General features: G+C 63.4%; 19 protein-coding genes and 2 tRNA genes. 17 read left to right on the top strand and 4 right to left on the bottom strand.

Annotation, left to right across the window (positions count from 1 at the left end; translation table 11 throughout):
* Positions 1-822: 822 nt before the first annotated feature.
* Positions 823-1,071 carry a hypothetical protein gene (locus AB4061_RS20160; protein WP_441636860.1) on the bottom strand — a complete coding sequence of 83 codons (249 nt, stop codon included), beginning with the start codon at positions 1,069-1,071 and terminating at the stop codon, positions 823-825.
* A gap of 117 nt (positions 1,072-1,188) precedes the next feature.
* Here AB4061_RS20160 and AB4061_RS20155 point away from each other — a divergent pair, with 117 nt between their 5' ends.
* Together AB4061_RS20155 and AB4061_RS20150 are read left to right on the top strand one after the other, a co-directional pair.
* Positions 1,189-1,440, top strand: a complete 252-nt coding sequence (locus tag AB4061_RS20155) for an FAD-dependent oxidoreductase (protein WP_441636859.1) — start codon at positions 1,189-1,191, stop codon at positions 1,438-1,440.
* 16 nt (positions 1,441-1,456) lie between these two features.
* Positions 1,457-1,684 carry a hypothetical protein gene (locus AB4061_RS20150; RefSeq protein WP_441636857.1) on the top strand — a complete coding sequence of 76 codons (228 nt, stop codon included), beginning with the start codon at positions 1,457-1,459 and terminating at the stop codon, positions 1,682-1,684.
* 316 nt (positions 1,685-2,000) lie between these two features.
* Here AB4061_RS20150 and AB4061_RS20145 read toward each other — a convergent pair.
* Both AB4061_RS20145 and AB4061_RS20140 read right to left on the bottom strand, forming a co-directional pair.
* Positions 2,001-2,076: transfer RNA gene (locus tag AB4061_RS20145), tRNA-Gly, on the bottom strand.
* 4 nt (positions 2,077-2,080) lie between these two features.
* Positions 2,081-2,162: transfer RNA gene (locus AB4061_RS20140), tRNA-Asn, on the bottom strand.
* A 105-nt stretch (positions 2,163-2,267) separates the two neighbouring features.
* Between AB4061_RS20140 and AB4061_RS20135 the strand changes: the two genes are divergently transcribed.
* The 14 genes from AB4061_RS20135 (at position 2,268) to AB4061_RS20070 (ending at position 17,100) form a co-directional block, all read left to right on the top strand.
* Positions 2,268-3,158, top strand: coding sequence for a ParA family protein (locus tag AB4061_RS20135; protein ID WP_441636855.1), 891 nt, complete (start codon positions 2,268-2,270; stop codon positions 3,156-3,158).
* Positions 3,145-4,842, top strand: coding sequence for a ParB family protein (locus AB4061_RS20130; RefSeq protein ID WP_441636853.1), 1,698 nt, complete (start codon positions 3,145-3,147; stop codon positions 4,840-4,842). Before AB4061_RS20135 ends, AB4061_RS20130 begins: the two co-directional genes overlap by 14 nt.
* On the top strand, positions 4,839-5,390 hold the full coding sequence (locus AB4061_RS20125; RefSeq protein ID WP_441636851.1) for an STY4526/YPO1902 family pathogenicity island replication protein: 552 nt from the start codon (positions 4,839-4,841) through the stop codon (positions 5,388-5,390). Before AB4061_RS20130 ends, AB4061_RS20125 begins: the two co-directional genes overlap by 4 nt.
* The gene (locus tag AB4061_RS20120; protein ID WP_441636849.1) at positions 5,387-6,037 is read left to right on the top strand and encodes a hypothetical protein; all 651 of its coding nucleotides are present in this window, start codon (positions 5,387-5,389) and stop codon (positions 6,035-6,037) included. The genes AB4061_RS20125 and AB4061_RS20120 overlap by 4 nt, the downstream gene beginning before the upstream one ends.
* Positions 6,034-6,465 (top strand): hypothetical protein, encoded by a 432-nt coding sequence (locus AB4061_RS20115; RefSeq protein WP_441636847.1) that lies wholly within the window; start codon positions 6,034-6,036, stop codon positions 6,463-6,465. Before AB4061_RS20120 ends, AB4061_RS20115 begins: the two co-directional genes overlap by 4 nt.
* A gap of 11 nt (positions 6,466-6,476) precedes the next feature.
* Positions 6,477-8,129: a hypothetical protein gene (locus tag AB4061_RS20110; protein ID WP_441636845.1), complete on the top strand. Its 1,653-nt coding sequence runs from the start codon at positions 6,477-6,479 to the stop codon at positions 8,127-8,129.
* Complete coding sequence (locus AB4061_RS20105) at positions 8,110-8,811, top strand: Rha family transcriptional regulator (RefSeq protein WP_441636843.1); 702 nt, start codon at positions 8,110-8,112, stop codon at positions 8,809-8,811. The genes AB4061_RS20110 and AB4061_RS20105 overlap by 20 nt, the downstream gene beginning before the upstream one ends.
* Positions 8,812-8,823: 12 nt before the next feature.
* Complete coding sequence (locus tag AB4061_RS20100; protein WP_441636841.1) at positions 8,824-9,861, top strand: PFL_4669 family integrating conjugative element protein; 1,038 nt, start codon at positions 8,824-8,826, stop codon at positions 9,859-9,861.
* A 159-nt stretch (positions 9,862-10,020) separates the two neighbouring features.
* Positions 10,021-10,200: a hypothetical protein gene (locus tag AB4061_RS20095; RefSeq protein ID WP_441636839.1), complete on the top strand. Its 180-nt coding sequence runs from the start codon at positions 10,021-10,023 to the stop codon at positions 10,198-10,200.
* A gap of 305 nt (positions 10,201-10,505) precedes the next feature.
* Complete coding sequence (locus tag AB4061_RS20090) at positions 10,506-10,829, top strand: hypothetical protein (RefSeq protein ID WP_441636837.1); 324 nt, start codon at positions 10,506-10,508, stop codon at positions 10,827-10,829.
* 331 nt (positions 10,830-11,160) lie between these two features.
* Positions 11,161-11,493 (top strand): hypothetical protein, encoded by a 333-nt coding sequence (locus tag AB4061_RS20085; RefSeq protein ID WP_441636835.1) that lies wholly within the window; start codon positions 11,161-11,163, stop codon positions 11,491-11,493.
* Between the two features lie 138 nt (positions 11,494-11,631).
* A complete protein-coding gene (locus AB4061_RS20080; RefSeq protein ID WP_441636833.1) occupies positions 11,632-14,070 on the top strand; it encodes a DNA topoisomerase 3 in 2,439 nt (812 codons plus the stop codon).
* Entirely contained in the window at positions 14,067-15,272 is a 1,206-nt protein-coding gene (cqsA, locus tag AB4061_RS20075) for an alpha-hydroxyketone-type quorum-sensing autoinducer synthase (RefSeq protein ID WP_441636831.1), read from the top strand. Before AB4061_RS20080 ends, cqsA begins: the two co-directional genes overlap by 4 nt.
* Positions 15,273-15,312: 40 nt before the next feature.
* Positions 15,313-17,100 (top strand): phage integrase family protein, encoded by a 1,788-nt coding sequence (locus AB4061_RS20070; protein ID WP_441636829.1) that lies wholly within the window; start codon positions 15,313-15,315, stop codon positions 17,098-17,100.
* A 356-nt stretch (positions 17,101-17,456) separates the two neighbouring features.
* Here AB4061_RS20070 and AB4061_RS20065 read toward each other — a convergent pair whose 3' ends face one another.
* Positions 17,457-20,765 (bottom strand): DEAD/DEAH box helicase, encoded by a 3,309-nt coding sequence (locus AB4061_RS20065; RefSeq protein ID WP_441636827.1) that lies wholly within the window; start codon positions 20,763-20,765, stop codon positions 17,457-17,459.
* Positions 20,766-21,581: 816 nt separating this feature from the next.
* Here AB4061_RS20065 and AB4061_RS20060 point away from each other — a divergent pair.
* Positions 21,582-24,332, top strand: a complete 2,751-nt coding sequence (locus AB4061_RS20060; RefSeq protein ID WP_441636825.1) for a LuxR C-terminal-related transcriptional regulator — start codon at positions 21,582-21,584, stop codon at positions 24,330-24,332.
* Positions 24,333-24,431: the final 99 nt, after the last annotated feature.

Raw genomic sequence — 24,431 nt, 5'->3', positions numbered from 1 at the left:
TTGTTCGCTAACAGCATCCGTCCAGCGCGAACCCGCTTTCTGGTCGCTTCGTCCATCTTCCCTGCCATGCAATCGACTCCCGATCAACGCCTTGATCAGATAACGCGTCAGACTCGAATCGGTTGTCATGATTTATACAAGTCTCAATAGGGTCGCGAGTCGTACTTCCTCTTCAGCATGCTGATGCCCAGTATGATTTACGAGTCGTCGTCCGCAACGTCGCTCAATAGCTTTTTGCACGGCGTGTGGATAATTCGGCTTCGAGGGTGCGCCTTGTGAGTGTGCCGTTGCCGATCAGCATGACGGACAACGCGACTGCCAACGTCTTCATGTGCTCGCCCTTCTTCCTGTTTACGGTGACTCATCCACGGAGCGGATATCGTGGAGGCCCTTAGTGTTACCTTTCGAGTTTTCTTACTGGGATACCTGACTGGCGGTCTCGTCGCGATTTTCTGGGGTCAGCCTACCGATGGCACGCGAAGCCGCAACAACAATGCCACAGCCAATCAAGGCAATCCCCAGAATCAATTGCAGACCTGCAACGGGAATACTGGCACGCAGTTGGAACGCTGCGAAGAAGCAGACTACGGCGTTCACTCCATACAGAAGAGCAAGTAGGTTTTCGTGCTCCCGCGCTGCCAACGCTGGCGGGGAGCATTCACAGATTCAAGTCGACCAGATTGAAGCTCGCCCAAAGCAACCATGGAGCGCTGGTTGCCGGCCCATCCGGGGTGACAACTCGTTCGCTGTTCTGTTGAGCGGTATGTTTCATGCCTGTTCCTATGCTGACGTCAAGATGCCTATGGAGCGGGAAGCGGCGAGCTATCCGAGTGACCCGACATTTGGCCTGCCAAGCGGTGCGGCCCTGCGATATTGCAGGGTGAGCATGATTACCCCCAGCAGACCGGCGATGATGCCCGCCAGCATCCCCAGGTACCCAAGCCGGTCCAGGAGCACGCCCGCCAGTATGGGCATCACCATCCGCGTCAAGGCGAACAGGCTGGACTGAATGCCATAGTCAAGCGCGGTCAAGCCCGGGCGGGTGTGGTACATCATCAGGCCGAACAGCAAGCCGGCGGAGGCCCCCACTTGAGGATCGCCGGAATGCCGGCGCGCTGGAACAGCCCGATGGCTGTACCGGACCAACCATGCTGTCGCATCACCAGCGGCAGGCCCAGGTACAGGTAGATGACCGGCGCGGTCAGGACGAGATTCAGCCACAACAAAGCAGTGTTGATTGGTGATGCCGCGCACCCCATGGTGCCATTCCATGGCCAAGGCATGAATTGCGCGCTCGAAAATGCGGCTTCGCTTGTCGCAAATCTTCAGCAGCATTCCGCAAATTTCGGGGCGGCGCCGAGCGCCTATGCCATCCAGGCTATGGCGCTGGAGAACTACGTTGAAATGCGCCAGCGCGTCAGCACGGCCGACATCTGCTAGAGCGGGAACTGGCGGCATGGCACGCTATCCGACCCGGTTTGTGCCCCGTTACAGCATGGTGACCTTCAGTGGCTTGCCCTATGCGCTCACCTACGAGCGCGGCAAGATTCAAGCTGGGATACTTCGGCAGAGCATTGCGGGGTGCAACTCGTTCGACCAAGTCAACCTGGCCGCAGTGGAACACAATGTGCTGGAGTGCCTCGACGCACTGCCGGTTACAAGGAACGCTGCACATGAAAGGTGAGGCACTCTCCGCACTTCATCGACATGGTCATCCATAGGCGGGACTTTCACGACAGGAACTTGAGCGCGAATACTCCCTGAGCTCTGTCGCGCCCGAGTTCAAGACGGTACTAGAGGAGTACCGACGCCTGAGCTGGATACTGTCCATGCCCTCCCCACGCCAGCGATACTGCGCTCAAGCACTCGCCCACATAGATGGACAAGAAAATGCCGGCTGCTGCCGGATTCCAGTGGAGTGCACTGGAATGAAAAAAGGGGCCGAAGCCCCTTTTTTCAAAGACCCACGGACTTCGATGGAAGTCCGCGGGCATCATATCTGGAGCGGGAGACGAGGCTCGAACTCGCGACCTCAACCTTGGCAAGGTTGCGCTCTACCAACTGAGCTACTCCCGCTTTTTGGCTCCCCGACCTGGGCTCGAACCAGGGACCTACGGATTAACAGTCCCGAGGCCTCGCTGACTTGAGCCCCAAATCGGGGGGACCCGGATTGTATCGTAAAACTAGCCCGCAGTGATGCGGGCTTTTCTGTTTTTTTGCCCGACATCTTCCGCCGCCCGAAGTTTCCACTTCCGGAGCGCTAGAAAATGATCAAGTTCTGCATGTTGTCCACCAAGGGCGGGGTCGGCAAGACCACGCTCGCCGCCTCCCTCGGCGGTCTGCTCGCCGATATGGGCCTGCGCGTCCTCCTCATCGACGCCGATATCCAGCCCTCACTCTCCAAGTACTATCCCCTCTCCCACCAGGCCCCCAAAGGCCTGACCTACGTCATCGACCACGGGGCCATCACCCAGGAATGCATCTCCCACACCGAGATCGACGGCCTGGACATCATCCTCAGCGATGACCCGGAAGGTGCCATCCAGCACAAGCTCGCCACCCGGGCCGACGGCATGTTCCGCCTGTCCCGTGCGCTCGCCTCCCCCATCATGTCCGACGACAACTACGACGTTGTCATCATCGATACCCAGGGCGCCGCCGGTCACCTGCAGAACAACGCCGCCCTCGCCGCCTCCCAGATCATCCTCCCCGTCGTCCCCGAGACCCTGGCCGCCCGCGAGTTCACCACCGGCACCATGGAACTGCTAGAACGCCTGGAAGTCGGTCCCGAGCTCGGCTTCCGCCTGGGGCCGGTCAGGGCAGTCCTCTACAAACAAGGCCGCACCGCCGACGCCAAGCACGTCGCACAGGCCCTGCGCGACGACTTTATTCCGATGGGCGGGCGCGTCACCCTGCTCAATACCCCAGTCCCCCTAGCCAAGGCCTACACCGAGGCCTCCACCAAGCGTATCCCCGTCCATCGCCATGAGACCCGGCATCCAGGAGCCATGAAAAGTGCCTCCCAGGTGATGCATGAGCTGGTCTGGGAGCTCATACCCAGCCTCAAGGACGTCTACGCTGGCGGCTTTGCGGCCACCGATACCAACGCTGTACCGGCCGCCCCGGCTACCGTGGAGAGTGGCCGTGAGCAAGATTAAGCCCATCCCTGTCCCGCGCAGCTTGAGCGCCGTCGATCTGGCCGAGAAGCAAGGCCTCAAGGCCGTCTCCAAGGACGACGTGCGCCAGCGCCTGAAGGCCATGGTCCACGACAGCCTGCAGGTTCCCAATCCGCCGGCGGCAGTGACCGGGCTGTCGCCGTATGCCATGACGGATGCGAGCACCATCGACCTCCCGGTGATGGAGATCGACTTCTACGACCGGAATCCACGCACCACGCCGAACCCTGAGTACGAAAACATCAAGGCATCTATCCGGGCCAAGGGCTTGGAGAACCCACTGATCGTGACCCGCCGCCCCAATACGCTGCGCTACATGCTGGGCAAAGGTGGCAACACGCGACTGCGCGCGCTACAGGAGTTGTGGCTCGAAACCGAGGATCCGCGCTTTGGGACGGTGATGTGCATCTACCGCACCTGGAAGAGCGAGAGCGACGTGCTGGCCAGCCACCTGATCGAGAACGACGTCAGGGGCGAAATGTCTTTCTGGGACAAGGCTACCGGCATCCTGAACCTGCGTGATGCCCTGCAGGTGGACACCGGCTCAAACATCTCACTGCGCGATCTGGAAAGCCATTTGAAGAGTATCGGCTTACCCACCAATCGCACCACACTTAGCCAGTACATCTTCGCAACCCATACGCTGACATCCCTCGGCCCCCACCTCACCAGCTTGTCGGTGCGCCAGATCCAGCCCGGTTTTGCCCTCCAGAAGCGCTTGGCGTCCCGCTTTGTTGGTGATGAAAACACATTCGTCCCGGAGGTCTTTGTCCCCGCGCAGCAGGATCTGGCCGCCGGGCTTGAAGCCGGCACGCCTGTGAATGTCAATCAGCTGCTCGATCTCTCCGCAGCGCGGCTCGCCCCTTGGCTCGGCGTGGATCCCGAGCGCGTGACCACCATGTTGCGCCTGATTGAGCAATTCCCGGAGATGACCCTGGGTGAATTGCAAGCCCACGGCCGTGAGACTGCGCCTGCGTCCACGACCAAGCCCTCCGGTCCCACCGACGCCCCAATCCTGCCCGACACCAATCCCCCAAACTGGATTGATCCGCTGATGCCCGGCGAGCACGCCATCGACCCGGCGTACGGCTCCAATGGCCCCGCCGTGCCCGGAACGACTGGAACCCCGAGCGAGCCCATCGAGACGATATCCTTGCCACCAGGGTCCGCCGTGCCCCCGCCCAGCGCCAGGCAGACCCCGGGCGGTATCGCCGTCACCCCCGACCAGGTCTACGCCAAGGCCCGCGCCACGTTCATGTCCAGGCTCAACGAGCTGGCACGGCTCGCCCCCATTGGCCACTGCTTCCATGAGGTCGAGGCCGCACCCTATGGCTTCTTCATCGACCTGCCCAAGGACAAGACTTTTGGAGGGACCGCCGACGACCCCGATCGCCCTCTGGTCTGGCACTTCCTGGTCAGCCTCTCCGGCCAGCTCGACCCCGAGATCGCACGGCGCATGCCGGAGGGGCTCATCTGGCCCACCCTCGTTGGTGAGGCACTCCACGCCCGCATTCTCGCCGACACCGGCGTCGTCCTCGGCCAGATGGACCCCGCCCTGCTCTACCGGGCCGGGCCACTAGTGCGCAAGGCGCTGTTCCTGACCATCCAAGCCTTCCACGAATTCCACCCCCTCACCCAGCACGCTAAGACAGGAGTGACGCCATGAGCCTGATCCAGATCTCCAGCCCCAATCTACGGGTCATGGTCATCCTGCAATTGATGGAGCACCTCGAACGCGGGAACCTGGCCCCGCTCGTCCAGGCGGGCCTGGACCCGGCACAGATTGATCGGCTACGCGCCCTCCAGTCCGCCGATATCGTGCGCCTTGGCCAGATGGAGCAGCCGGTCATCGGCGTCCTGGTCGATCCCGATGGCCTCGACCTTGCCTTCAGCACCCTGCGCGCTCGCGCGGAACAGGAAGAGCTGTTGTTCTACTTCGTCGCCAACCGCGCCTCCATCGCCATGCTGCGCCGCTTCTTCACGCTCAGCCGCGACATGATCGATGGCTACCGCGCCAGTTACGCCAGCGAACGCCGTGTCGGACGTCCCAGCCTGCCTGACGCGGACACCCGCGAGGAGATCCACAGATCGTGGACCGCCCTGCGCGAGAGCACCGACCTGCGGGTTCGCTACCGCAAGCTCCACCAGCAATTCCACGCCTACTCCCTCGAAACGCTGTACGCCGTCGTCAACGAAGCAGGAGAACAACCATGAGCGAGCGCAAATACCTTCCCTTCGTCAACGGCTTGCCTCGCGCAGAAGGCTATCAGCACGACGATTCCCCGCTTGTCATCGTGGACGGCTACCCATGGCAGGGCCACGTGGGCTCCGCTTCTGGCGACTCACTCACTCGCCACGACGAGGACAGCTGCATCCATTTAACCGTGCGCCGGAACTATCACGATCCCAGCGCTGGGTTCTATTGGGATTTGTGGAAGAAGATCGACGAGAACAACTACTTGCGCGCTCGTGGCGGAGCGCCCACGGTCGAAGCCGCTTGCCAAGCAGCACTCGAGGCGCGCGTCGAGACCCGCGTGGCCGGCAACGCTGTCTGGCACACCGTGGATCACAGGAAGTGGAAGGCCAGCATCGATGGGCACGAAGCCAGCGTGATTCAACCGGAATACACGATCGACCCCGCCCTGCCTTTCCGGTGGGAGCGTGCCCATCCCGCCTTCGACGGCGTGCTGGGGGGCTCGAGCGCGTGTCCCCTGCTCAGCGGCTCGGCAGCCACCCTGACCGATGCATTTGCAGCCTGCGAGCGAGCGCCGACCCTGGCTTATCTGAAGATGGCCGCCCTCGTGGTCGAACACCCGGAACTCGGTCGAGTCCGGCTCCCTTCGCAGGAGCAAGTCGAATGAGCCGCCTGCCCACATCCGGCCCCTCAGGCGACCTGTTCGATGCCGCCGACGCACTGATTCAAGCCAACGCCACCCCCTTCACGTCTTCCGTCATTCTCGAAGTCTTGCAGCCACCTGTCACCTTCCACCGGGTCTTCGTCGATATCACCCAGAGCATCCTGGCCGCGCTCATGCTCAGCCAAGCAGTGATGCTCTCGGAGACCCGAGCTGACGCCAACGGCTGGTTCCGTTGCAGTCCAGATGAATGGCAAGCCGATACCGGCCTGAACCGCTTCGAGCAACAGACTGCGCGCCGTGCCTTGACGCGCCTGAGCCTGCTAATCGAGGCGACACACGGCCAGCCGCCGGTGCCCATCTATCGCGTCGATGCCACGCGGCTGTGGGAGCGCATCGCCGCGCATACCGCCCAGCGCGGGCCACGTCGCTAGCCCGGCCTGTAATGACCGCTCAGCTGCAGCCCGACGCCTTCGCCAGCGCCCGTATGCAGGGCGCACAAGGCCTGTCCCAACTGATGGCTATCCTTGGCCATCGCTTCGTCACCTACTTTCCAACGCTGGCCGTCGTCACCGGTAGCCCCAAGGCTGCACTGCTACTAGGGCATGCCCTCTACGTGACGCGGGATCTCTCCACGCGCGCACCCGAGCGCGATGGCTGGTTCTGGAAGACCCGTGAGGAATGGGCGGATGCCACCGGCCTCACCGCGCGCGAACAGGCCTCGGCGCGCAGCCAACTGCTATCCCTCGGCTTACTCCAAGAAACCCGCCTGGGGATGCCTTGCCGCCTGCACTACCGACTGAGCCTCGATGACCTGGCGGCCCATCTGCACCGTTGCGCGGCAGGCATGAGTACCGAGAGCGCCTGGACCTGGAACGAACAAGCCATGCGGTTGCTCCTGGGCACCGCGCACAGCTGTTACGCGCCACTGGCCATGCTCGCCGGTGGAGCGGTAGGCGGCATCTACCTGTCACGCCTGGTCAACGCGACGCGGCAGGCCGTCAAACGTGGCGATCTGCGTGCCGATGGATTTATTGAGACCGCAGATCTGCGCCTGGACCGCCTGGCGTTGAGCGAGCGCCAGTTTCGCACCGCTCGCAATCACCTTGAAGCGCTAGCCCTACTCGACTGCAAGCGCGATGCGAGGCTCCATGGCCGCCAGTTGATCCGGCTGGATCTCGCACGGGTGTGCGCACTCCTGGCGAATCAGACATCCATCGCGCCACTTCTGACAAAAACGCACAACAAGGCGTTAGCCGAAAAACACGCAGTCAAGCGCGTCACTCATGACGAAAACGCACAACAAGTTCTGACGTTTGCGCACAGCCACTCCTGTCAAAACCGCACGACAACTCCTGACGAAAACGCACAACAAGTTTTGACGGAAACGCACAACAACTCTTGTCGAAAGCGCACATCCAGTTGTGCGGAAACGTCAGAACTCCTAGTTAACGCGAGTAAACCTTCAAATTACCACCACCAAACCACAGTGGTAAACGAGAGCCGATCGCCCCTCGATGCGTCCCCGATTGGTGATGGTGCATTGGCAAAGACGTTGAACCCCGAGGCCCTGGCCTATCCCGACTGTCTGCTCGCGGCAGAGCACCAGGCCGCAGCGGAGTTGCTACAAGGCCTTGCTGCGCCTGTCGCGCAATCGATCCTGGACGAGCTCACCGGCGACCGCCGCAAGCAGACAGTGCGCAATCCGCTGGCCTATCTTGCGAGGCTTGCCGAGAAAGCCCGGCGCGGCGCCTTTATTCCCAGCCAGGGCATTCGCGTGAAGGCAGCCCGTGAGGCTGCCATGCGACCGGCAACGCCAGACGCAGGCACCGGCATACCGTCCGAGACGTCGAGGGCACAGGGGCGCAGAAATGTCGCCACCATCAAGCGTTTGATGAAGAGCAACGGATCCACCCAGGGCAACCCATTCATCGTCAACAGTGTTGACAGTGAAAGTGAGCAATACCCCGACCCCACCGGACCTGTTTTACCCCCGGCAGCCGAAGGTTCCACTGTCAACACTGTTGACAGTGGATGCGCATTTCCGCCTACCACATTAGCAAAACGAGAGCAACCCAATGCTACCGACAAAACCTAGGATTTCTGTCGCAAATGGCGCCATTACTACCACGTCGCTGGCTGTGGCCGAGCATTTCGGGCGGAGACATGACGACGTCTTGAAGGCGATACGCAACGCCATCGCCGAAGTACCGGAGCATTTCGGTGCCCGCAATTTTGCGGGCACCTCATATCGAGACGTCCAAGGAAAAGAACGCCCACTGTTTCGCCTAAGTCGCGACGGTTTCGTCTACATCGCGATGGGATTCACCGGCAAGGATGCCGCGCTCTGGAAGGTCCGCTACATCGAAGCCTTCAACCAGATGGAACAGGCCCTGCGGCGATTGCCCATGGCCCCCTCGCCAGTGCCGCTCCTGCCGGAACCAGACGATGGATTGAGCGGACCGCTCTTCACCGAGATGCTGCGCCTCGTCAAGGTTTCTGGCCAAGCCACGCTCCTTGCGTACCTCATCCGGGAAGGCGCCCACGTGGCTCCGTTACGTCGATCCACCCGCGCCATCGAAACGGATCTCGCCAAATGGATCTGCCGAATGACCGTCACAAAGGCCGCCCGCCGGCTCGAGGCCCGCGGACTACTCACGGTGACCCGTGAGGCGATCTCGATCTACCACCTCAACGCTCGCGGCCTCCTGACCGGCATGCAAACACTCAAGCTCGACACAACCGTTTTGCCCCCCGATTTCCACCGACTCATCACCTGACGGAGACACCCCATGGCTACACGCACCACCAAGATGCTGCCAGTGCCGCACCCCGTGTCGAAGGACTCCCCCTTCGCCGATGGCTACGACATCCATGCCGAAGCCGAAACCCTGAAACACCTGATCGAAGCCGACGATCCAGACATGGACGATCCGTTGTACTCGCGATTCGTCGAGTACTGCTCCCGGCTCGACCAATTGCAGCGCCAGCGCACACGCCGCAGACTGCGAGACTATGCCGAGGAAGTCGTACCGGACAACGAGGCCGTCGGCATGAACCAGATCGGCACATTGATCGGCGAGGAAACCGACACCATGTCGCTCCATACCCGGGAGGCATACCGTCTGTTCATCGGCCGCTCTGGCGACGATAGCCGCACCAACGGCGAGATCTCAGGCAAGAAGGTCGGCGCAGTGCTCCGGGCCATCTGGATGCTATCCGCCAGCGACAACCCTTACGCCGATCAACTCCTGATCACTACCACCGAACGCATTGACAGCCTGCGCCGCACGCTGGAGACCGAGATTGCCGCCAGGAATCGACTGCTGGAACAAAGCCAGCAACGTGGCTTGAAACTGTCCGTCATGCGATCCCGCAAGCCCATCGACGTGGAGCTGGGCTTTCGATCTCCCTACGGCTACATGGTCGCCGAGCTGATCCTTGACTTCGACTTCTACGCCAGACTGATCAAAACGCTGACAGCCAAATCCCGGATCAACGACAAGGAAGGCCGGGAAAGCCTCTACAAGTTGTCCAGTCGGGTCCGGTCCATCTTCGAACAGCTGATCCCTGCGCAGCGCAAGCTGATGGACGACGGACTCAAAGGCCTATGCCGAGCCGACTGGAGCGACCTGGATGATGCTGCGTGCAAACGCGTGCGTGCCGCAACGCAACTGCTCGGGGAAGTGAAGCGGGAGGTCTTCACCGGCGAGATCCTGCCCCGCCATACAAAGCGCCGTGTCGGACTGACGGCTGCCCAGCGGGATGTGCTCCAGAACGTGTCGCTGACAGCGGAGACTGCGCCAGACGATGAGGAGCCGCTGCTGTGAGCCTGTGTTCTGTCAACAAGTGTGTTGCACAAAGGGCTTTAAGGGTAAGGGGCAGGGCGTTGGAGTCTGCGGTGCGCCCATCGGCCGGCCCAGGCCGAATGTGCTTCTCCCGCACCGCTTGCAATGGCAGCGGCGCGCCTGCCTGCCTGCGCGATCGTCATGGCGATGCTCGACACGAGTCTGTTCACAGCGATGCGAGCCAGGATTGACCGCATGAAGGCTCTAGCTGGCGACACGTTCGCCGCCGACGTCCCGTCCGCGCTCCGCGCCAGCCTTGGCTTCATGCCGCCGCCCCGTTTCCTCGCGACCAAGCAGGCCCGTCACCGCAGTTCCATATAACTGAATGTTGCGATGGCGAACCACAAACCAAAGATCCTTATCGCTAGCGGCCGTAGCCCAACCACACGCCTGGTCCTTGCGGAGCAGCGTTGCTGCATCGCGATATCGGCGGCAGCCGGGAGACACCATACGTGCCGCTCGCGCCCACTGCCACGGCCTCTGATTGGGCTCACGCGGCGCTCGCTATGTCAACAAGAAACCTGCATGTTAAGCCGCAGGTTTTAAGTGGATTCACAAGACGTGCGCCGCTATCTTTCAACGATATTTACCGAGCACACAGCGACATGCGCTGGCAACGCGACATCATGGAACAACTCGACTCCATCCACGGAAAGATGAAGGACCTATCGATCAAGACCAAGGCTGTCGAAGGTCGCCCCTGCTACCTCGAAACGTACACCCGCAAGGGCTACGGCGTGACGTTGCGGTGGCGCGCCTCCGATCACAAGCATCTGACGGCCGATCGCGCCCTGAAGTTGATCCGCCGCCTGCAGCCAACCATGCGCCATTGGTTCAACCGCGCGGGTCTGCAGGCCGAGCAATTGAACCATTCCGAACGCGCCTTGCGCGCACAACTCCGGACACTGCAAGCCAACAAGAGTGGAGCCGGCACGGAGCGACTGCTGTGAGCATCAACGCCCCGCAACGCCACCGAATCAGTGATCGCTCATCTCACGGAGTATTTGACAATGTCCAACATCATTGAAGTCACTGGCAATATGGGCGACAACCCATCGCTGGAAAACCACGACGACCGTCCGTTCGACTGAGCCGTGCGGCCGCTGCGCCAGGGGTCTCGGCCGTACCCGCCCCGGCCATGCTGCATCGATTCCCGAATGCACCTGCCGCTGTTTGGCGCGCTCGAAGCCACTGGACGGTTTCCCTCTGGCATCGAGTTCACCGCGGCGGCTCCGCTGGACTCTGACCCTGGCACGACCGCCCACTGACATCTGGAGCCCCATGAGCCAGCATTTCTATCAATCGATCCATCATGGGCGCCCAGTCTGCATCCTAATGGGATGGGACCGCCCCCTGCAACGACACTTCCTGGTGGTGAGCTACACGGATCTGCCCCAGGATGCCGAGGACGAGTATCTGTATAGCAACCTGCTGGATCGTCATGTAACCCGGTGCACGGATCTCCTGTACTACGCCGCCAAGCTTGCCGACCTGGATCTGGTCGTCCCCAACCGGCTGCTGCAGGAACTGGCGCGCGATGCCGCCCATGACATTGGAAGCCGGACCGTCAACTATGCGCCGGACGGCACCATCGCCTCGGATCTCAGGGCATAGGAGCGATACTGATCCGCAATGAGAGTTTTCCCAAGTTCCAGGCAACGCATCCGTCGAATCGTCATTCTCGGCCACCAACTCCGCAGCACCAAACATGCCGCTTGATTCACGTAGTGAATTGCGTTGAGGATCGATGCTATGAAACTCTTCCTCTGTGAAAAACCATCCCAGGCCGCCGAGATCGCCCGACACGTCGGTGCGCGCAAGCGCGACAACGGATGCTTCACGGGTGACAGCGTGACGGTCACCTATTGCATCGGCCACCTGCTCGAACAAGCCAAGCCGGAAACATACGAGCCGCGCTTGGCTCGCTGGGATCCCGAGCTGCTGCCGGTCATCCCCGCGCAGTGGCGGTTGGAGGTCAAGCCAGCGGTGAAGACGCAGTACGGTGTCGTCATCCGCCTGCTTAAGCAAGCGTCCGAACTGGTGATCGCCACCGATGCGGATCGCGAGGGTGAGGTCATCGCCCGCGAGATGATGCAGGCCGCCGGCTATCGGGGCCCTGTCTCCAGGCTGTGGCTATCTGCCTTCGACGATGCGTCTGTGCGCAAGGCGCTCGGCAAACTGCTCCCGGGCGCCAAAACGGCGCCGATGTATGCCGCGGGCCTTGGTCGCTCGCGCGCCGACTGGCTCGCCGGCATGAACGTGACCATGATGCTCACCACCGGCTTCGGCACTGGTGGCAAAGGAGGGACATTGCATTTCGGGCGCGTACAGACGCCCGTGCTGGCCCTGGTGGTGCGCCGCGAGCGGGCGATCCGCACCTTCGTGCCGAAGGCCTACCATGAGCTGCAGGCAAGCTTCGAGCTCGCCGGTGTCCCAGTGCCGATGGCCTGGCGCCCGGCGTCGACGCTACTGGACCCGGATGGCCACGTGGCGCAGGTGGCGACCGCCAGGTCCGTCGCGGACAAGGTTCGGGGCCAGCCTGGTCGAGTCGATCATGTTGAGGCCGGGCCGGAGCGCGAAGCACCGCCCCGGCTATTCAGCCTCGCCAGCCTGCAGCGTGAGGCCTCTGCCCGCTATGGCATCAAAGCACAGACTGTCCTTGACGCCTGCCAGGCGCTGTACGAGAAACACAAAGCGACCACCTACCCACGCACGGACTGCGAGTACCTGCCTAGCTCCATGCTCGCAGAAACGGCTACGGTTCTGCAGGGCATCCGGGCCGCACGGCCTGACCTGGCCAGCCTGCTGTCTTGCGCCGACCCAAGCAGCACCTCGCAAGCCTTCAATGACCGCAAGATCACCGCCCACCACGCGATCGTCCCATCTCTCAATCCTCGGGTTTCGGTCAGCAATATGTCGAAATCCGAGCAGACGATCTACGACATGATCGTGCGGCGCTACCTGGCGCAGTTCCTCGGGGACTTTCATTTCCACAAGACGGTGATCGAGGTGATCTGCGCCGGCGAGCGGTTTCGTGTCTCCGGCAAAACGCCACAAGTGCCAGGCTGGAAGCGTGCCTATCCCGAGGTCCAGGACAAGCCGAATACCAAGGACGCTCCGCCGGCGGAGGATGTCGGAGCCCTCCCGCCAGCACAAACGGGGGATGCCGCGCGCAACCTCAACTGCGATGCCGTTTCCAGGAAAACCAAGCCGCCCCGGCGTTACACCGAAGGCACCTTGATCGCCGCCATGGAATCGATCGACAAGGAAATCGAAGATGAACGGTTGCGCAAGATCATGCGCAACAAGGAGAAGGCAGGGATCGGTACCGACGCCACTCGCGCGGCCATCATCGAAAACCTGTTCAAGCGCGACTACCTGGCCACGGAGAAGAAACAGGTCTTGCCCACGCCACGAGGCGAGGCCCTGATCACGCTCATCGAGGCCAACGCACCGCAGTTGGCCGATCCGGTGCTCACTGCCGAGTGGGAAGACCGCCTGATGCAGGTGGAAGCAGGCACCCTGGCGCTTGAGGTCTTTGAGGGGGAGCTTGGCACCTGGTTGTCCGAGCTCATCGCTCGCTTGAAGTCCGTCGTACGTACGGCGCCACAACGACCGGGCACGCCTCACGCCAGGCCGGACAGCACTGTGCCGTGCCCATCATGCGGCAAGCCCATGCGATCGCTCAAGAGCGCCAAGGGGCCGTTCTGGGGATGCTCAGGCTACCCAGACTGCAGCGCCACGCTGCCAGACGTCGACGGCCGACCTGGACAACGGCGCGCCACCTCGGCGTCAACGGCCGGCCCTGTTTATCCCTGCCCCAATTGCCGCAAGCCCATGCGACAGCGCACCAGCTCCCGAGGACCCTTCTGGGGCTGCAGCGGCTTTCCAGCTTGCAACTACACCCAACCGGATGAAGGCGGCAAGCCGGGCGTGCGGCCAGCCGACGTACAGGGAAAGACCGCTCGTCAGGACCTACCTGGGCCAGCCCGCCAGGCGGCGAAGCCCCTGGCGGCGAGCGCGGCGGCGCCAGTGCCTGCTGTCGCCGGCTCGCCTTGCCCCAGCTGTGCYGGCGGCCGACTGATCGGCCGGGTCATGAAGGACTCCGGCCGCCGCTTCCTCGGATGTACCGGATTCCCGGCTTGCCGGCATTTCCAATGGCTGCCACAGCCGCAATCAACCCCACCATGACAAATCTGGATCACCAGCTACGCGATGCGCAAGGCCGTAGCGCCCCGCACCGCTTCCCGGATTTCGTCGCGCGACGCCTGCGCGAGTACTACGTGGACCGCTTGCAGAACGCATGGGGTGGATCGCATCCACTCCGCGACATGACACCCCCACCGGATGCCCTGCACTTTTCGAGCAACGACTATCTCAGCTTGCTAGACGAGCCCGCCCTGCGGCAACAGCAAGCCCAAGTCTTGCTCAACAATAAGCGCGAGCTGCTCATATCATCGGCCTTCCTGCATCGCGACTCGCCCCAGCACGCCTTCGAGCGCCGCCTTGCCCACTTCATCGGCGCCGAAGACGGTGTGATCTGCCAATCCGGCTGGGCGGCCAACGTTGGCTTGCTCCAGTCCCTGGCAGCCCCCGATATTCCCGTGTATCTGGACATGCACGCGCACGCCTCGCTACGCGAAGGCGCGCTAGCAGCTGGGGCTCGATTCGTTCCGTTCCTGCACAACAACGTCCAGCACGCGCGATCGCGGCTTGCCAAACACGGTGCCGGCGTCATCGCCGTCGACTCGGTCTACAGCACCAGCGGTAGTGTTGCGCCGCTTCCAGCGCTCGTCGAGTTAGCCGAAGCAACGGGCTCGATCCTCGTGGTCGACGAATCCCACGCCCTCGGTACGCACGGCCCCGGCGGCCGCGGCCTGGTTTGCGAGCTGGGCCTGGCTGAACGAGTGCACTTCCGTACTGCATCGCTTGCGAAGGCTTTTGCCGGCAGGGCCGGCTTCATCTCATGCTCGAGCGAGTTCAAAGAGTATTTCGCATGCGAGTCTCGCCCAGCCATCTTCAGCTCGGGCCTGCTTGCGCACGAGATCGCCTGGTTTGACGCCGCATTGCCCTTCATTTCCACGGCGCATGGGCGGCGTGCACGGCTTCACCAGACGGCTCGTTATGTCCGCCGTGAACTGACTCGCCTCGGATACGCGCTCTCCGAAGGCACCGAGCAGATTATCGCGCTGGAGAGTGGCACCGAGCGTAATACGCTGCGGCTACGCGACGCCCTGCAGCGCCGCGGGGTGTTCGGCGCGGTCTTTTGTGCCCCGGCCACGCCAAAGCGCCACTCCCTGGTCCGATTGACGCTAAACGCCGGGCACACCGATCACGATATCGAGCGGCTCTTGCGAGCTTGCGCAGACATGCGCGGTGAGGTGAACCCATAATGGAGCGGGACGCAACGCAGGCCGTCTCGATGACCAGACGATGATGCATAACGTGGCGCCGACGATGCTCACTCGCGTCCACTATGCGGCCTTGCGGGCCTGGCTGCAGGGATTGCCGCTTGACGTCATCGCGGGCCGCTGGCTAGCAACAGACCCCGACGACGTGCCCGGGCCTCGCGCAACACTGGCGATGTTGCACACCATCCGTGACGCCCTGGTACAGCGCGCACGCCTACACGGTCGCGAGGACCTGGCCGATGCGTCGGCCACGCCCGGACGCTCAGGCAAGAGCATGGACCGCGCGATCGAGGCGGTGCGCTGCCTCGAAAGCATGGGCACGCCGCAGCCGCTGCCCGAGCATGACGTCGGATTGTGGCTGGCCGCGCCGCTGGCGCGCCGGCTTCGGGCGGCCGGCGTCGTAACCTTGGCGGATCTGGCCGCGCTGTGCAACCGGCGGGGCAGCAGCTGGTGGCGACACGTGCCGCGCATCGGCCCACTGGCCGCCGGGCGCATTGTGCAAATCCTTGTCCAGCACAGTGCGTCGATCGGGCAACTCGGCGCGCACGTCACTGGCACCGCTCTTGCAACGCCGGCGGTAGCCGCGCCGCTGCAGGCCGGCTCCGGCGCGGCGGTGCCGCTAGAGGCGATACGCTTGCCGCCCACGCTCGATGGCGCGGACGGCATCAATCGCGCGCCGCGAGATCTCTGCATGATCGGTGCGCGGGATGACTACCAAGCGATCCAGGCCTGGCTATCGCTCTGGCCGGCGGACTCCCAGACCTATCGCGCCTATCGCAAGGAAGCCGAGCGCTTTCTGGCCTGGATCATCCTTGAGCGCGGCAAGGCCTTCTCCAGTGCCCTTACCGACGAGTGCATCGCCTATCGCGCATTCCTAGCCGATCCGCAGCCGGCGGCACGCTGGTGTGGACCGCGCTCAGCGCGCACGATCCATGTCGGCAGCTTCGCCATCAGCAACCCCGCATGGCGCCCCTTCACCGCGCCGCTGTCGTCGCGCAGCCGAGCCTATAGCGAAACCGTGCTAGCGTCGCTATGCGCCTGGCTGACCGACCGGCACTACCTGGTCGCGAATCCCTGGGGCGGCGTGCCCGCGCAGCGAACAGCTAAGCCTGCTCTGCAAGTGGAACGAGCCGTTCCTATGCGTATCTGGCATGCCATGAGCGTCTGGCTAGACGCGGAGGCCTCTCTCAGCCCACGCGGCCGGCTGCTGCGCGTCGCCATACTACTGCTGCGCGAGACTGGCATGCGCTGCTCGGAGGCTGCTCATGCGACACGCACCAATCTGGTCCCACGCCAGGCGAACAGCTCATCAGCGGAACAGTGCGCCGTCTGGGGTGAGTTGCGCGTGCTCGGGAAAGGGAACAGGGAGCGTATGGTGCCAATCAGCCGGCGCCTGGTGGCAGCGCTGGAGGCGCATTGGCAGGACAGAACGGCGATTGATCCAGCGCCATCGGAAGAGCCTTTGATAGCACCGCTTGCCATTCTCAAGACGCCGCGCGCCAGGTCAAAGCAGAGACAATGCCGGCACGGCTATAGCGACCGCGGTCTTCGACAACTGGTCAGCGACGCGGCGGAGAAGTTTGGCACCCATCTGGCCCAGGAAAATCCCGAACTATGGGCGGACATGCGCCGGATTCACCCGCATGCGTTCCGGCATGCATTCGGCTCACACGGCCTTGCCGCCGGCATGGCGCTCAACGTCATGCAAGGCTACCTGGGACACACCTCCATCGCGACAACGACGCTATACAGCACGGCAGATCGCGACAGACGCTTACAGGACGTCGAGAAGTTCTATCGTGGGTTCTGAGGCGGGGACGGCCATCCGCCTCCCGGACGCGGCATAACTAGGGGCCGCTCGCAACCCCACGTTTATGACGGATCTCCGCCAGCTGATACCCACGTGGAATATCACCAGGGAGATGTTGGATTATCTGGCCGTCGCGTTCACCGGTTGAATCCTCATTCCTTCCCGGCCAGAAACCGCCACTCGACATGATCTGCTTGGTCGCACACAGTCCGAAGATATTGCCGCAAACCATTCCGTAGCGCTATGCAACGACAGAGCCTGTACGCGACCTGAGCCCGAAGGCTACCGCGCCCCATCGCATCTGGCGTGTGCCCCGATGCGCTCCGGAAACTCCACGCTGCCATGGCTGCCACGTCTTACGGATGGGCAATGAGCCAGAATGGCGCGTCGTAGGTCTCCCGCAGATAGTTCTCCGTCACGCCCAGCAGAGCCAACTGTGACTGACTCACTGCTCGCTTGGACACCCCGGGCTGCACAGCAAAGATTTCCAGGTCGACCGACAGCGTGTTAAGACGGCGCGCGATGTCGTGCAGCGTCGCCAGTTCGCCCTGATCCAGGCGGGTACCGCCCTGCTGGTTGCGCTCGACCTCGCGCCGGCGCATCCGGTCCAGCATCCTCGCGGCCATGCCCTTCCAGCTCACGCTGCGCTGCGCCTGGCCGCACACCTCGTAGAGATCCTTGACTCGCGCCCCTGCCGCGTCCTCGCTCGAGAACTTGCAGTGATAGAGGCGCACGAGGAGCGTGTGTCCGGTCACCCGCAGCGCTACCACATCGGCAATCTCGCCCGATCCGTCATCGTCGAACACCACGTCGAAACGGGTCGCGGGAGGCTCCGCGAGCAGGGCCAGAATCACCTTGCGCTGGATCGATACCGGGCGACGTTCCTCGCGTTGCGACTCCATGCGGATGTTGGTTCCCGCCCAGTCCCATGTCAGGATGCGCTCCAGCGGGAAAGGCACGCGCCGGTGCGCATCCGGCAGCGGGAATAGCTCGTTGCCCACCATCAGCGTGCCATCGGCAAAATAGACGGTCGGCGGGTTATCGGCGAACCACTCAACCAGGGGGAGGAATACCCCGCGCCGCACCGAGATGCCCAACTCTGGGCCCGACACCTGGACAAACGCCGCACGCCCGTCGGTGATCCGGACCTCGTACCCCGCCGCCGCGCCAGTCTGGTCGACCACCACGGCAAACCGCACGGGTCCGGCCAATTCGTGGGAGGTGATCGTTAGACCGACGTCATAGAAGGACACCTCCTCCTGCCCCATCTGGATCAATACCCGCTCGTGCGGTCGTGCGAGCAGTTCGGGATGCCATTCCACCGCGATGGCGACCGTCTCCGGACGCGCGGCGACCTCCCGCGGGATCACAACGTTGCGGAACACGTCCTCAGTCGCAATAGTCGCATCATTGAGTTTGGCACCGACGCCATGGCACCAATCGACCCAGTCAGATAGGTCGTAGGCTACGCGGTGCGACCACACTCGGCCCTTCTGAGAACACCCAAACGTGACCGGCTCACCATGCTCGAAGCCCTTGCCAAATAGATTCGATTTGGCCTTGTTCTCCCGCATGGCGGTGGCGAGGGCCTGGCCCACGTCGGCTCCGTTGTGCATGGAAAACTGGATGTTGCGGTTCAGCAGATGTCGCAAGCCCAGACTCATGATCACGAAGCGGTTCAGACCGTGCATCGACCGGAAGATCGTCTCGCCGCGGATCAGTCGCGCCGTGTCACCGGCCACCACCGTCGCCAGATCCTCGTGCACGGAACTGTTGTCTGAACTGTTGATGAATAGCAGGCCGCTGTCTGCGTCCCAGTGCAGCAGGTATAGATGCCAGAACGTTTCCTTGAGATCGCGAATGTCGCCCCAGGGCACCGGGAGCTGGTCGCGCGCGACGACGATTAGAGTGCGCGCCTCCCGATTGATGTACGGGCCGGCATACAGCCTGCCGGCGGGAAATTTCCTCACGATGGCCTCGGGCTGCCACGCCGCGCAGTCGGTCTTGAAGACCACAGCACTCATCTTGGGGAAGATGTTCTGCAGCGAGATGACCGGATTGGCCTCCCGGAACCCGTCGACGAAATCCGAACGGCGCACTTCGCGTTGGGTCGCCCCTTCGCTGAGCTTACGCAGCAGTTCGTTCCAGTCCGCATCCTCAGCGTAGAGGTCCTGCAGCTTCTGCTCCACGTTCGCGTCGGCAATGTTGGCAATGACGGTAGCCTCTCCAATGCCATGCGCCGAACGCGTGAAGCGGCCGGTAAACTGCAGCGTGATCGCTAGGCTCTTGTGCATGTCGTGCAAGGCCGCGATCTTGAGGGCCGGCAGGTCGAAGCCTTCGCCGAGCATGTCGACGCACACGACGATTCTCGAGGTACGCGAGTGCAAGGCAGCGAGACCCGCCTGTCGGGTGCCGGCCCCCTGCCGGCTGTGCAACAGCACGGGGCGGTGCTCGGGCGCCATCTGCTGGTAGATTGCATGCAGCCGCTCCGCCCCCGGAATCGAGGCGGTACGTGCCATCACCAGGTGATCATGACCGGCGGCGCGGTCCCGATCGAGCACCTCGATGGCCGCTGCGCAGATCGCTGCGTCGGCACGCAGCGGATCGAATTCCATCACCGGCCGGAACGTCACGGCACGAAAGTAGCCCTCTGCCTGCGCCCGGCGAAGGGGATAGTTGAAAATGATCTTGCCGTCCACGAGCTTGCCGTCCTGACGGAAGGGTGTCGCGGTGAACTGCAGGATGCGGGCGTTCGCCATGCGAGCCTTGAAGGCATCCCAGGTGCGCGCCGCAACGTGATGGGCCTCATCGATGAACACGTGCGACGCCCAATTCGTCAGCGCATCGTCGCGCAGACTCATGCCGTTCGCGATCGCCATCGTCGTGACCAGGACGTTGCACTGCATCAGGATGCGATCAGCGTCTTCCCGGGTGCGGGGCATCTCCGTGAGCATGCCGACGACGGGCAGATGCGCCGCCTCGCCGACGATGCCGAACACCTTCAACCAGCCAAGTGTCAGGAACTTGCGCCCGATCTGCCCGCGCAGCGCATCCGAGGGCACTACAACGAGCAGGCGCGGAATCCGCCGCGCCACGAGCAGCGCCAGCATAGTTTCCGTCTTGCCCGTACCGGTTGGCATAACCACGGTGGCCGGGTCGTCGGACACCTTCCAGTGCGCGAGCACCGCGTGCAGCGCGCCAATCTGGGGCCCGCGCAAGCCCGGCGACACGACGCCATCCGCCAGTACCTCCTCCTCGCGGAAGGCAAACTGGTCCCGCCAGCTCAGCACCGCGGCGTCGCGACGCTGTCGTGCGGCCTCAGCGTCCACGACGTCGGCCGCCTGCGGCAGCGGCGACAGCCAGTGCACGCCGCGGCGCAACGCCAGATCCCATCCCGCCCCGTCACGGGGAAAGCCCGCTTTCGGGGTCACCAGCACGGGCGTGTCGGCCTCATCCGGGTCCGCACCACTGGGCAGCACACGGATGCGTTCGCCGCTAGGCACCACGACGTCGAATGCCACCACGCGCCCTCGTGCGTCGGTCTCCGCTTCAACATCCAGGCCACCGCGTATCGCCTCGACCCGCAGTTGCTGGATCGCATTGCCGCCAATACTGCCAGAAAGATGAAACCGCTCCGGAAGGGAGCCTTCGAATCGCTGCGCCATTGCACGGGTCACGGTAACCAGGATTGCGCCAGAGTGTACAGACCACCTCCTCCGCCGTAATTACCCCTCTAGTCCGGTGTACCGTCGCCCCGCCCCTCCTGTCGCCGATTGCCACGTCTGCAGCGTAGCGGCCAACGTGCCAAGGCGAGGTGTGTTTTCCAGCATCACGCCGAGCCGCGACTCTCCGAACTTTTTGCTGGCCCGTTGCGAGACGATCAGGCAGTACCGGCAATGACCACATAACCCGGTCGGCTGCGCTCCCGCAACGGCTGGCCAACCGAACCTAGTCTTAACACAAGCCGTTGATTTCGCTGGAAATCTGTCTGACCCAATCTTGAACCGACCAATTTTGCATTCCGAATCCTCATGCTGATAAGAGTAGTTATCGGCATGGACGCGGGTGGCAAAAAGCCACCCAGGATGCGGCGTGTGCCGGTGTCTGGGCTCCGTGAGAAAGAGAGATAAAAGTCTCTGTCGAGCGATACAAGTCTTCTCGCACTTACCGGCGCCGCTGGCGGGGGCAAGCTCGAAGACGTCCGCACTCCCGCGGTGCTCCCTGAAGACAAAGTGGGCAGGATGGCGCCGGCCAGGGTGGCAGGCGACTGATGTCACGGAAGGCGTCCAGCGAGAAGTTTACTTTCCCTGGATTTGCCGAGGCGCCAAACGTACCGCGCCGGCACGGCACTATAATCTGCCTCATCTCCTCTACTCCGGAATCAGCTGCACAGCCGCATACGATGCCGGCAAGCCAGCGGAACACTAAAGTTGATCACCACGCCAGCACCAATGCGCCCCTCTTGTCCCACGTCCGAAGGCATGTCCGTCTCCACCGGCCATGCAGCCAGGTCTATCGCCAGCACCAAGCTTGTACCGCCGCGCGGCGCGCGTCGGCTGATGCCGCGCGAAGCGCTGCTGGCGCGGATGCTCGATGCGAGGCGCCAGCGCTGCGTGGTGGTCCAGGGGCCGGCCGGCAGTGGCAAGACCAGCACATTGGTGGCATGGCGGCAGGCGCTGTTGTCACTTGACTTCGACGTGGCCTGGCTTTCGTTGGGCGCCGAGGACAACGAGCCCACCCGCTTCTTCGACTGCCTCCTGGCAAGCCTGGCAGAAGTGGATGCCAAGATGGTGCGCGAAGCTGCCTTGCTCATGGGACGCGACAGCGAGGAATCGGCAATCGAGCATTGGGTGATCACCCTGGTCAATGGCGTCGCAAGCAGGCCGCGCGAACTGGTGCTGATGCTCGACGACCTCCAGCACATCGACGATCCGCGCATCATCGAAGCCCTGCAGTGCCTGCTCGATTACGCGCCGCCGCAACTGCACCTGGTGCTCGGCTCGCGCAGCGCCCTCCCGCTGTCGCTGTCGCGCGTGCGCGCACAGGGACTGTTGAGCGAATTCGACCTGCGCGACCTGCGGCTTACCGCCACCGAGTCCGAACGCTTTCTGCTCGAGCAGCTCGGCAAAATCGATAAGCGCGATGCCGAGGTGCTGCACGAACTGACCGACGGCTGGATCGCCGGCTTGCAGTTGTTCGCCCTCGACCTCAAGACCAAGCGAGGCGCGCAATACGCGCGCATGGAGGTGCGCGATGCGCGCGCTTTCGCCAGCTACTTCGAGCGCGAGGTACTGCAAAGGCTGGTGCCGGACGATCTAGAGCTACTTACCCGCATCTCGATCTGCAACCGGTTTTCCGCGCCGTTGTGCGCCACCCTGCTGGGAACACCGCACGCCGTCGCGCGCATGATGGCGCGTCTTGCGCATCTCGACCGCGAGAATCTCTTCATCACGCAGATCAGCGGCCGCGACCGCGAGACCTGGTACCGAATGCATCCACTCCTGCGCGAGGTGCTGCAAGCCCGCCTGTCCGCCCTGCCCGACGACGAGCGGCGCGCCCTGCATGCAGCAGCTTGGCGCTGGTTCGAACAGCATGGCCATATCGATGAGGCAGTGCGGCAAGCCGTGCAAGCAGGCGAACCGCAGGCCGCGGCCGATCTGGTGGAGACCTGCGCCCGCGACCTATACATGCAGGGCGAATTGAGCCAAGTAGCTGCCCTCGTGCGGCGGCTGCCGGCCGAAGAAGTGAATGCACGTTTCAGCCTGCGCCTGCTCTTGGCGCACCTACGCTTGTACGCGCGCGACCTGGACGCCGTCGCGCAGACCATCGAACAGCTGGAGGCAGCGTCCACGCGTGGCGAACTCGATATCGGCCAGCGTTATGCATTGGTCCTGCTGCGCGCCGGCCTGGCGCTGCAGCGCGATGATACTGATGCGGTGGTGGCCCTGCTGCCCCAGTTGCAGCGCGTGCCGGCCGACGCCGACGACCTCACCCTCGCCGGGCGGAGCAACGTGCTGTCGTGGATGTATATGTACCGCGGCGAGTATGAGATGGCTCGCAAGGTGCTGGAAGACGAGGGCAGGCGCGAGGCCGCGCCGCGCACCAGCCTGGTGGGACGCTGCCTGGGCGGCATGAGCCACGCGCTGGAAGGCGACATCGTACGCGCCGAGCGCATCTTCCGCGATGCCCTGCAGGAGGCGGAGAAGTACGGCGCAGCCTTCATCGGCGTCGCCTGCATGGCCGCAGGCCTGCTGGGCGATGCCATGTATGAACTCAATGAAATCGACGCCGCGCGACGGATGCTGGAGGAACGCATTGAGGTGCTGGAGCGCATCTCGATACCCGATACGGTGTTCCGGGCGCTGCTGATCTTGGCGTCCGCACACTGGCGCGCAGGCCGCTACCAGGAAGCGCGGGCCTATCTCGATCGCCTCGAAGAATACGCCACCACCCATGGCCTGGACAGGCTCCTCGCACACGCACTGGGCGCGCGCCTGCGCTGGCACCTCCAGCAGGGCGAACCGGACTTGGCCGAAGCGGTACTGGCACAGCTGGGAAGGCTCGGCGTGCGCTACGCCGACGCCACCCACAGCCCCTCATGGGAGATCACTGTCGCGGCCAGACGCGCGCGCATCGACATGTGCGTGCACCGCAAGGATTTCGAAGCCGCGCTTGCCCAGCTGGTACCGCTCATCTCAATGGCCGAGGCGAGCGGCCGCTGGCGGCGCGTGGCCAGCCTGCGCATGCAGCTCGCGCTGGTCGAGCAGGCCTGCGGACGCACCCGCTCGGCAAGCGAAAACCTCCTCCAGGCAGTGCGCCTGGGTCATCGGCTTGGGCTGGTGCGCACCTTGCTCGATGTTTCGTCGCGCGTACCCGAGCAGCTGAATGCGCTGATGCAGCAGAAAGTGCTCGACCCAGTACTCACGTTTTACGTCCAGCGCCTGCTGGCTGCCGCCGCCCAGACCGTGGGCGAGCCTTCGGCCGACGCGCCCGCCGATCCGGCTGGCGCGATGCCTGCTCTCACCGAGCGCGAGGCGGAAGTGGTAGAACTGCTCGCGCAGGCCATGCCAAACAAGAAGATCGCACGGGTACTCAGTGTCACGCCGGAGACCGTGAAATGGCACCTGAAAAACATCTACGCCAAGCTCAACGTAGCCGGGCGGGACGAGGCGGTAGGCCGCTTGCGGGATCTCGCGGCGGGCCAGTCGCAGGCGCCTGCGCGTCCGCGCTGACCCGGCACACCTCTACGCTGCACGGCGACACCGAGGCCCAGTGCGACGAGTGGCTAATGGCAGCGTGGAGTGACTCAACCACGACACCCATACACACCG

It is taken from the genome of Cupriavidus sp. YAF13 (genome assembly GCF_052113425.1).
GTDB lineage: Bacteria > Pseudomonadota > Gammaproteobacteria > Burkholderiales > Burkholderiaceae > Cupriavidus.
This window is presented reverse-complemented; position numbering and strand designations above follow the sequence as displayed.

Bases quoted from the DNA above. Each gene is read 5' to 3' on its own strand.
- cqsA (WP_441636831.1), top strand. From the start codon at position 14,067: ATGACAAATCTGGATCACCAGCTACGCGATGCGCAAGGCCGTAGCGCC.
- AB4061_RS20135 (WP_441636855.1), top strand. From the start codon at position 2,268: ATGATCAAGTTCTGCATGTTGTCCACCAAGGGCGGGGTCGGCAAGACC.
- AB4061_RS20125 (WP_441636851.1), top strand. From the start codon at position 4,839: ATGAGCCTGATCCAGATCTCCAGCCCCAATCTACGGGTCATGGTCATC.
- AB4061_RS20065 (WP_441636827.1), bottom strand. From the start codon at position 20,765: ATGGCGCAGCGATTCGAAGGCTCCCTTCCGGAGCGGTTTCATCTTTCT.
- AB4061_RS20060 (WP_441636825.1), top strand. From the start codon at position 21,582: ATGTCCGTCTCCACCGGCCATGCAGCCAGGTCTATCGCCAGCACCAAG.
- AB4061_RS20155 (WP_441636859.1), top strand. From the start codon at position 1,189: ATGACCGGCGCGGTCAGGACGAGATTCAGCCACAACAAAGCAGTGTTG.
- AB4061_RS20105 (WP_441636843.1), top strand. From the start codon at position 8,110: ATGCTACCGACAAAACCTAGGATTTCTGTCGCAAATGGCGCCATTACT.
- AB4061_RS20110 (WP_441636845.1), top strand. From the start codon at position 6,477: ATGACCGCTCAGCTGCAGCCCGACGCCTTCGCCAGCGCCCGTATGCAG.
- AB4061_RS20120 (WP_441636849.1), top strand. From the start codon at position 5,387: ATGAGCGAGCGCAAATACCTTCCCTTCGTCAACGGCTTGCCTCGCGCA.
- AB4061_RS20070 (WP_441636829.1), top strand. From the start codon at position 15,313: ATGATGCATAACGTGGCGCCGACGATGCTCACTCGCGTCCACTATGCG.
- AB4061_RS20100 (WP_441636841.1), top strand. From the start codon at position 8,824: ATGGCTACACGCACCACCAAGATGCTGCCAGTGCCGCACCCCGTGTCG.
- AB4061_RS20085 (WP_441636835.1), top strand. From the start codon at position 11,161: ATGAGCCAGCATTTCTATCAATCGATCCATCATGGGCGCCCAGTCTGC.
- AB4061_RS20150 (WP_441636857.1), top strand. From the start codon at position 1,457: ATGGCACGCTATCCGACCCGGTTTGTGCCCCGTTACAGCATGGTGACC.
- AB4061_RS20115 (WP_441636847.1), top strand. From the start codon at position 6,034: ATGAGCCGCCTGCCCACATCCGGCCCCTCAGGCGACCTGTTCGATGCC.
- AB4061_RS20095 (WP_441636839.1), top strand. From the start codon at position 10,021: ATGGCGATGCTCGACACGAGTCTGTTCACAGCGATGCGAGCCAGGATT.
- AB4061_RS20090 (WP_441636837.1), top strand. From the start codon at position 10,506: ATGGAACAACTCGACTCCATCCACGGAAAGATGAAGGACCTATCGATC.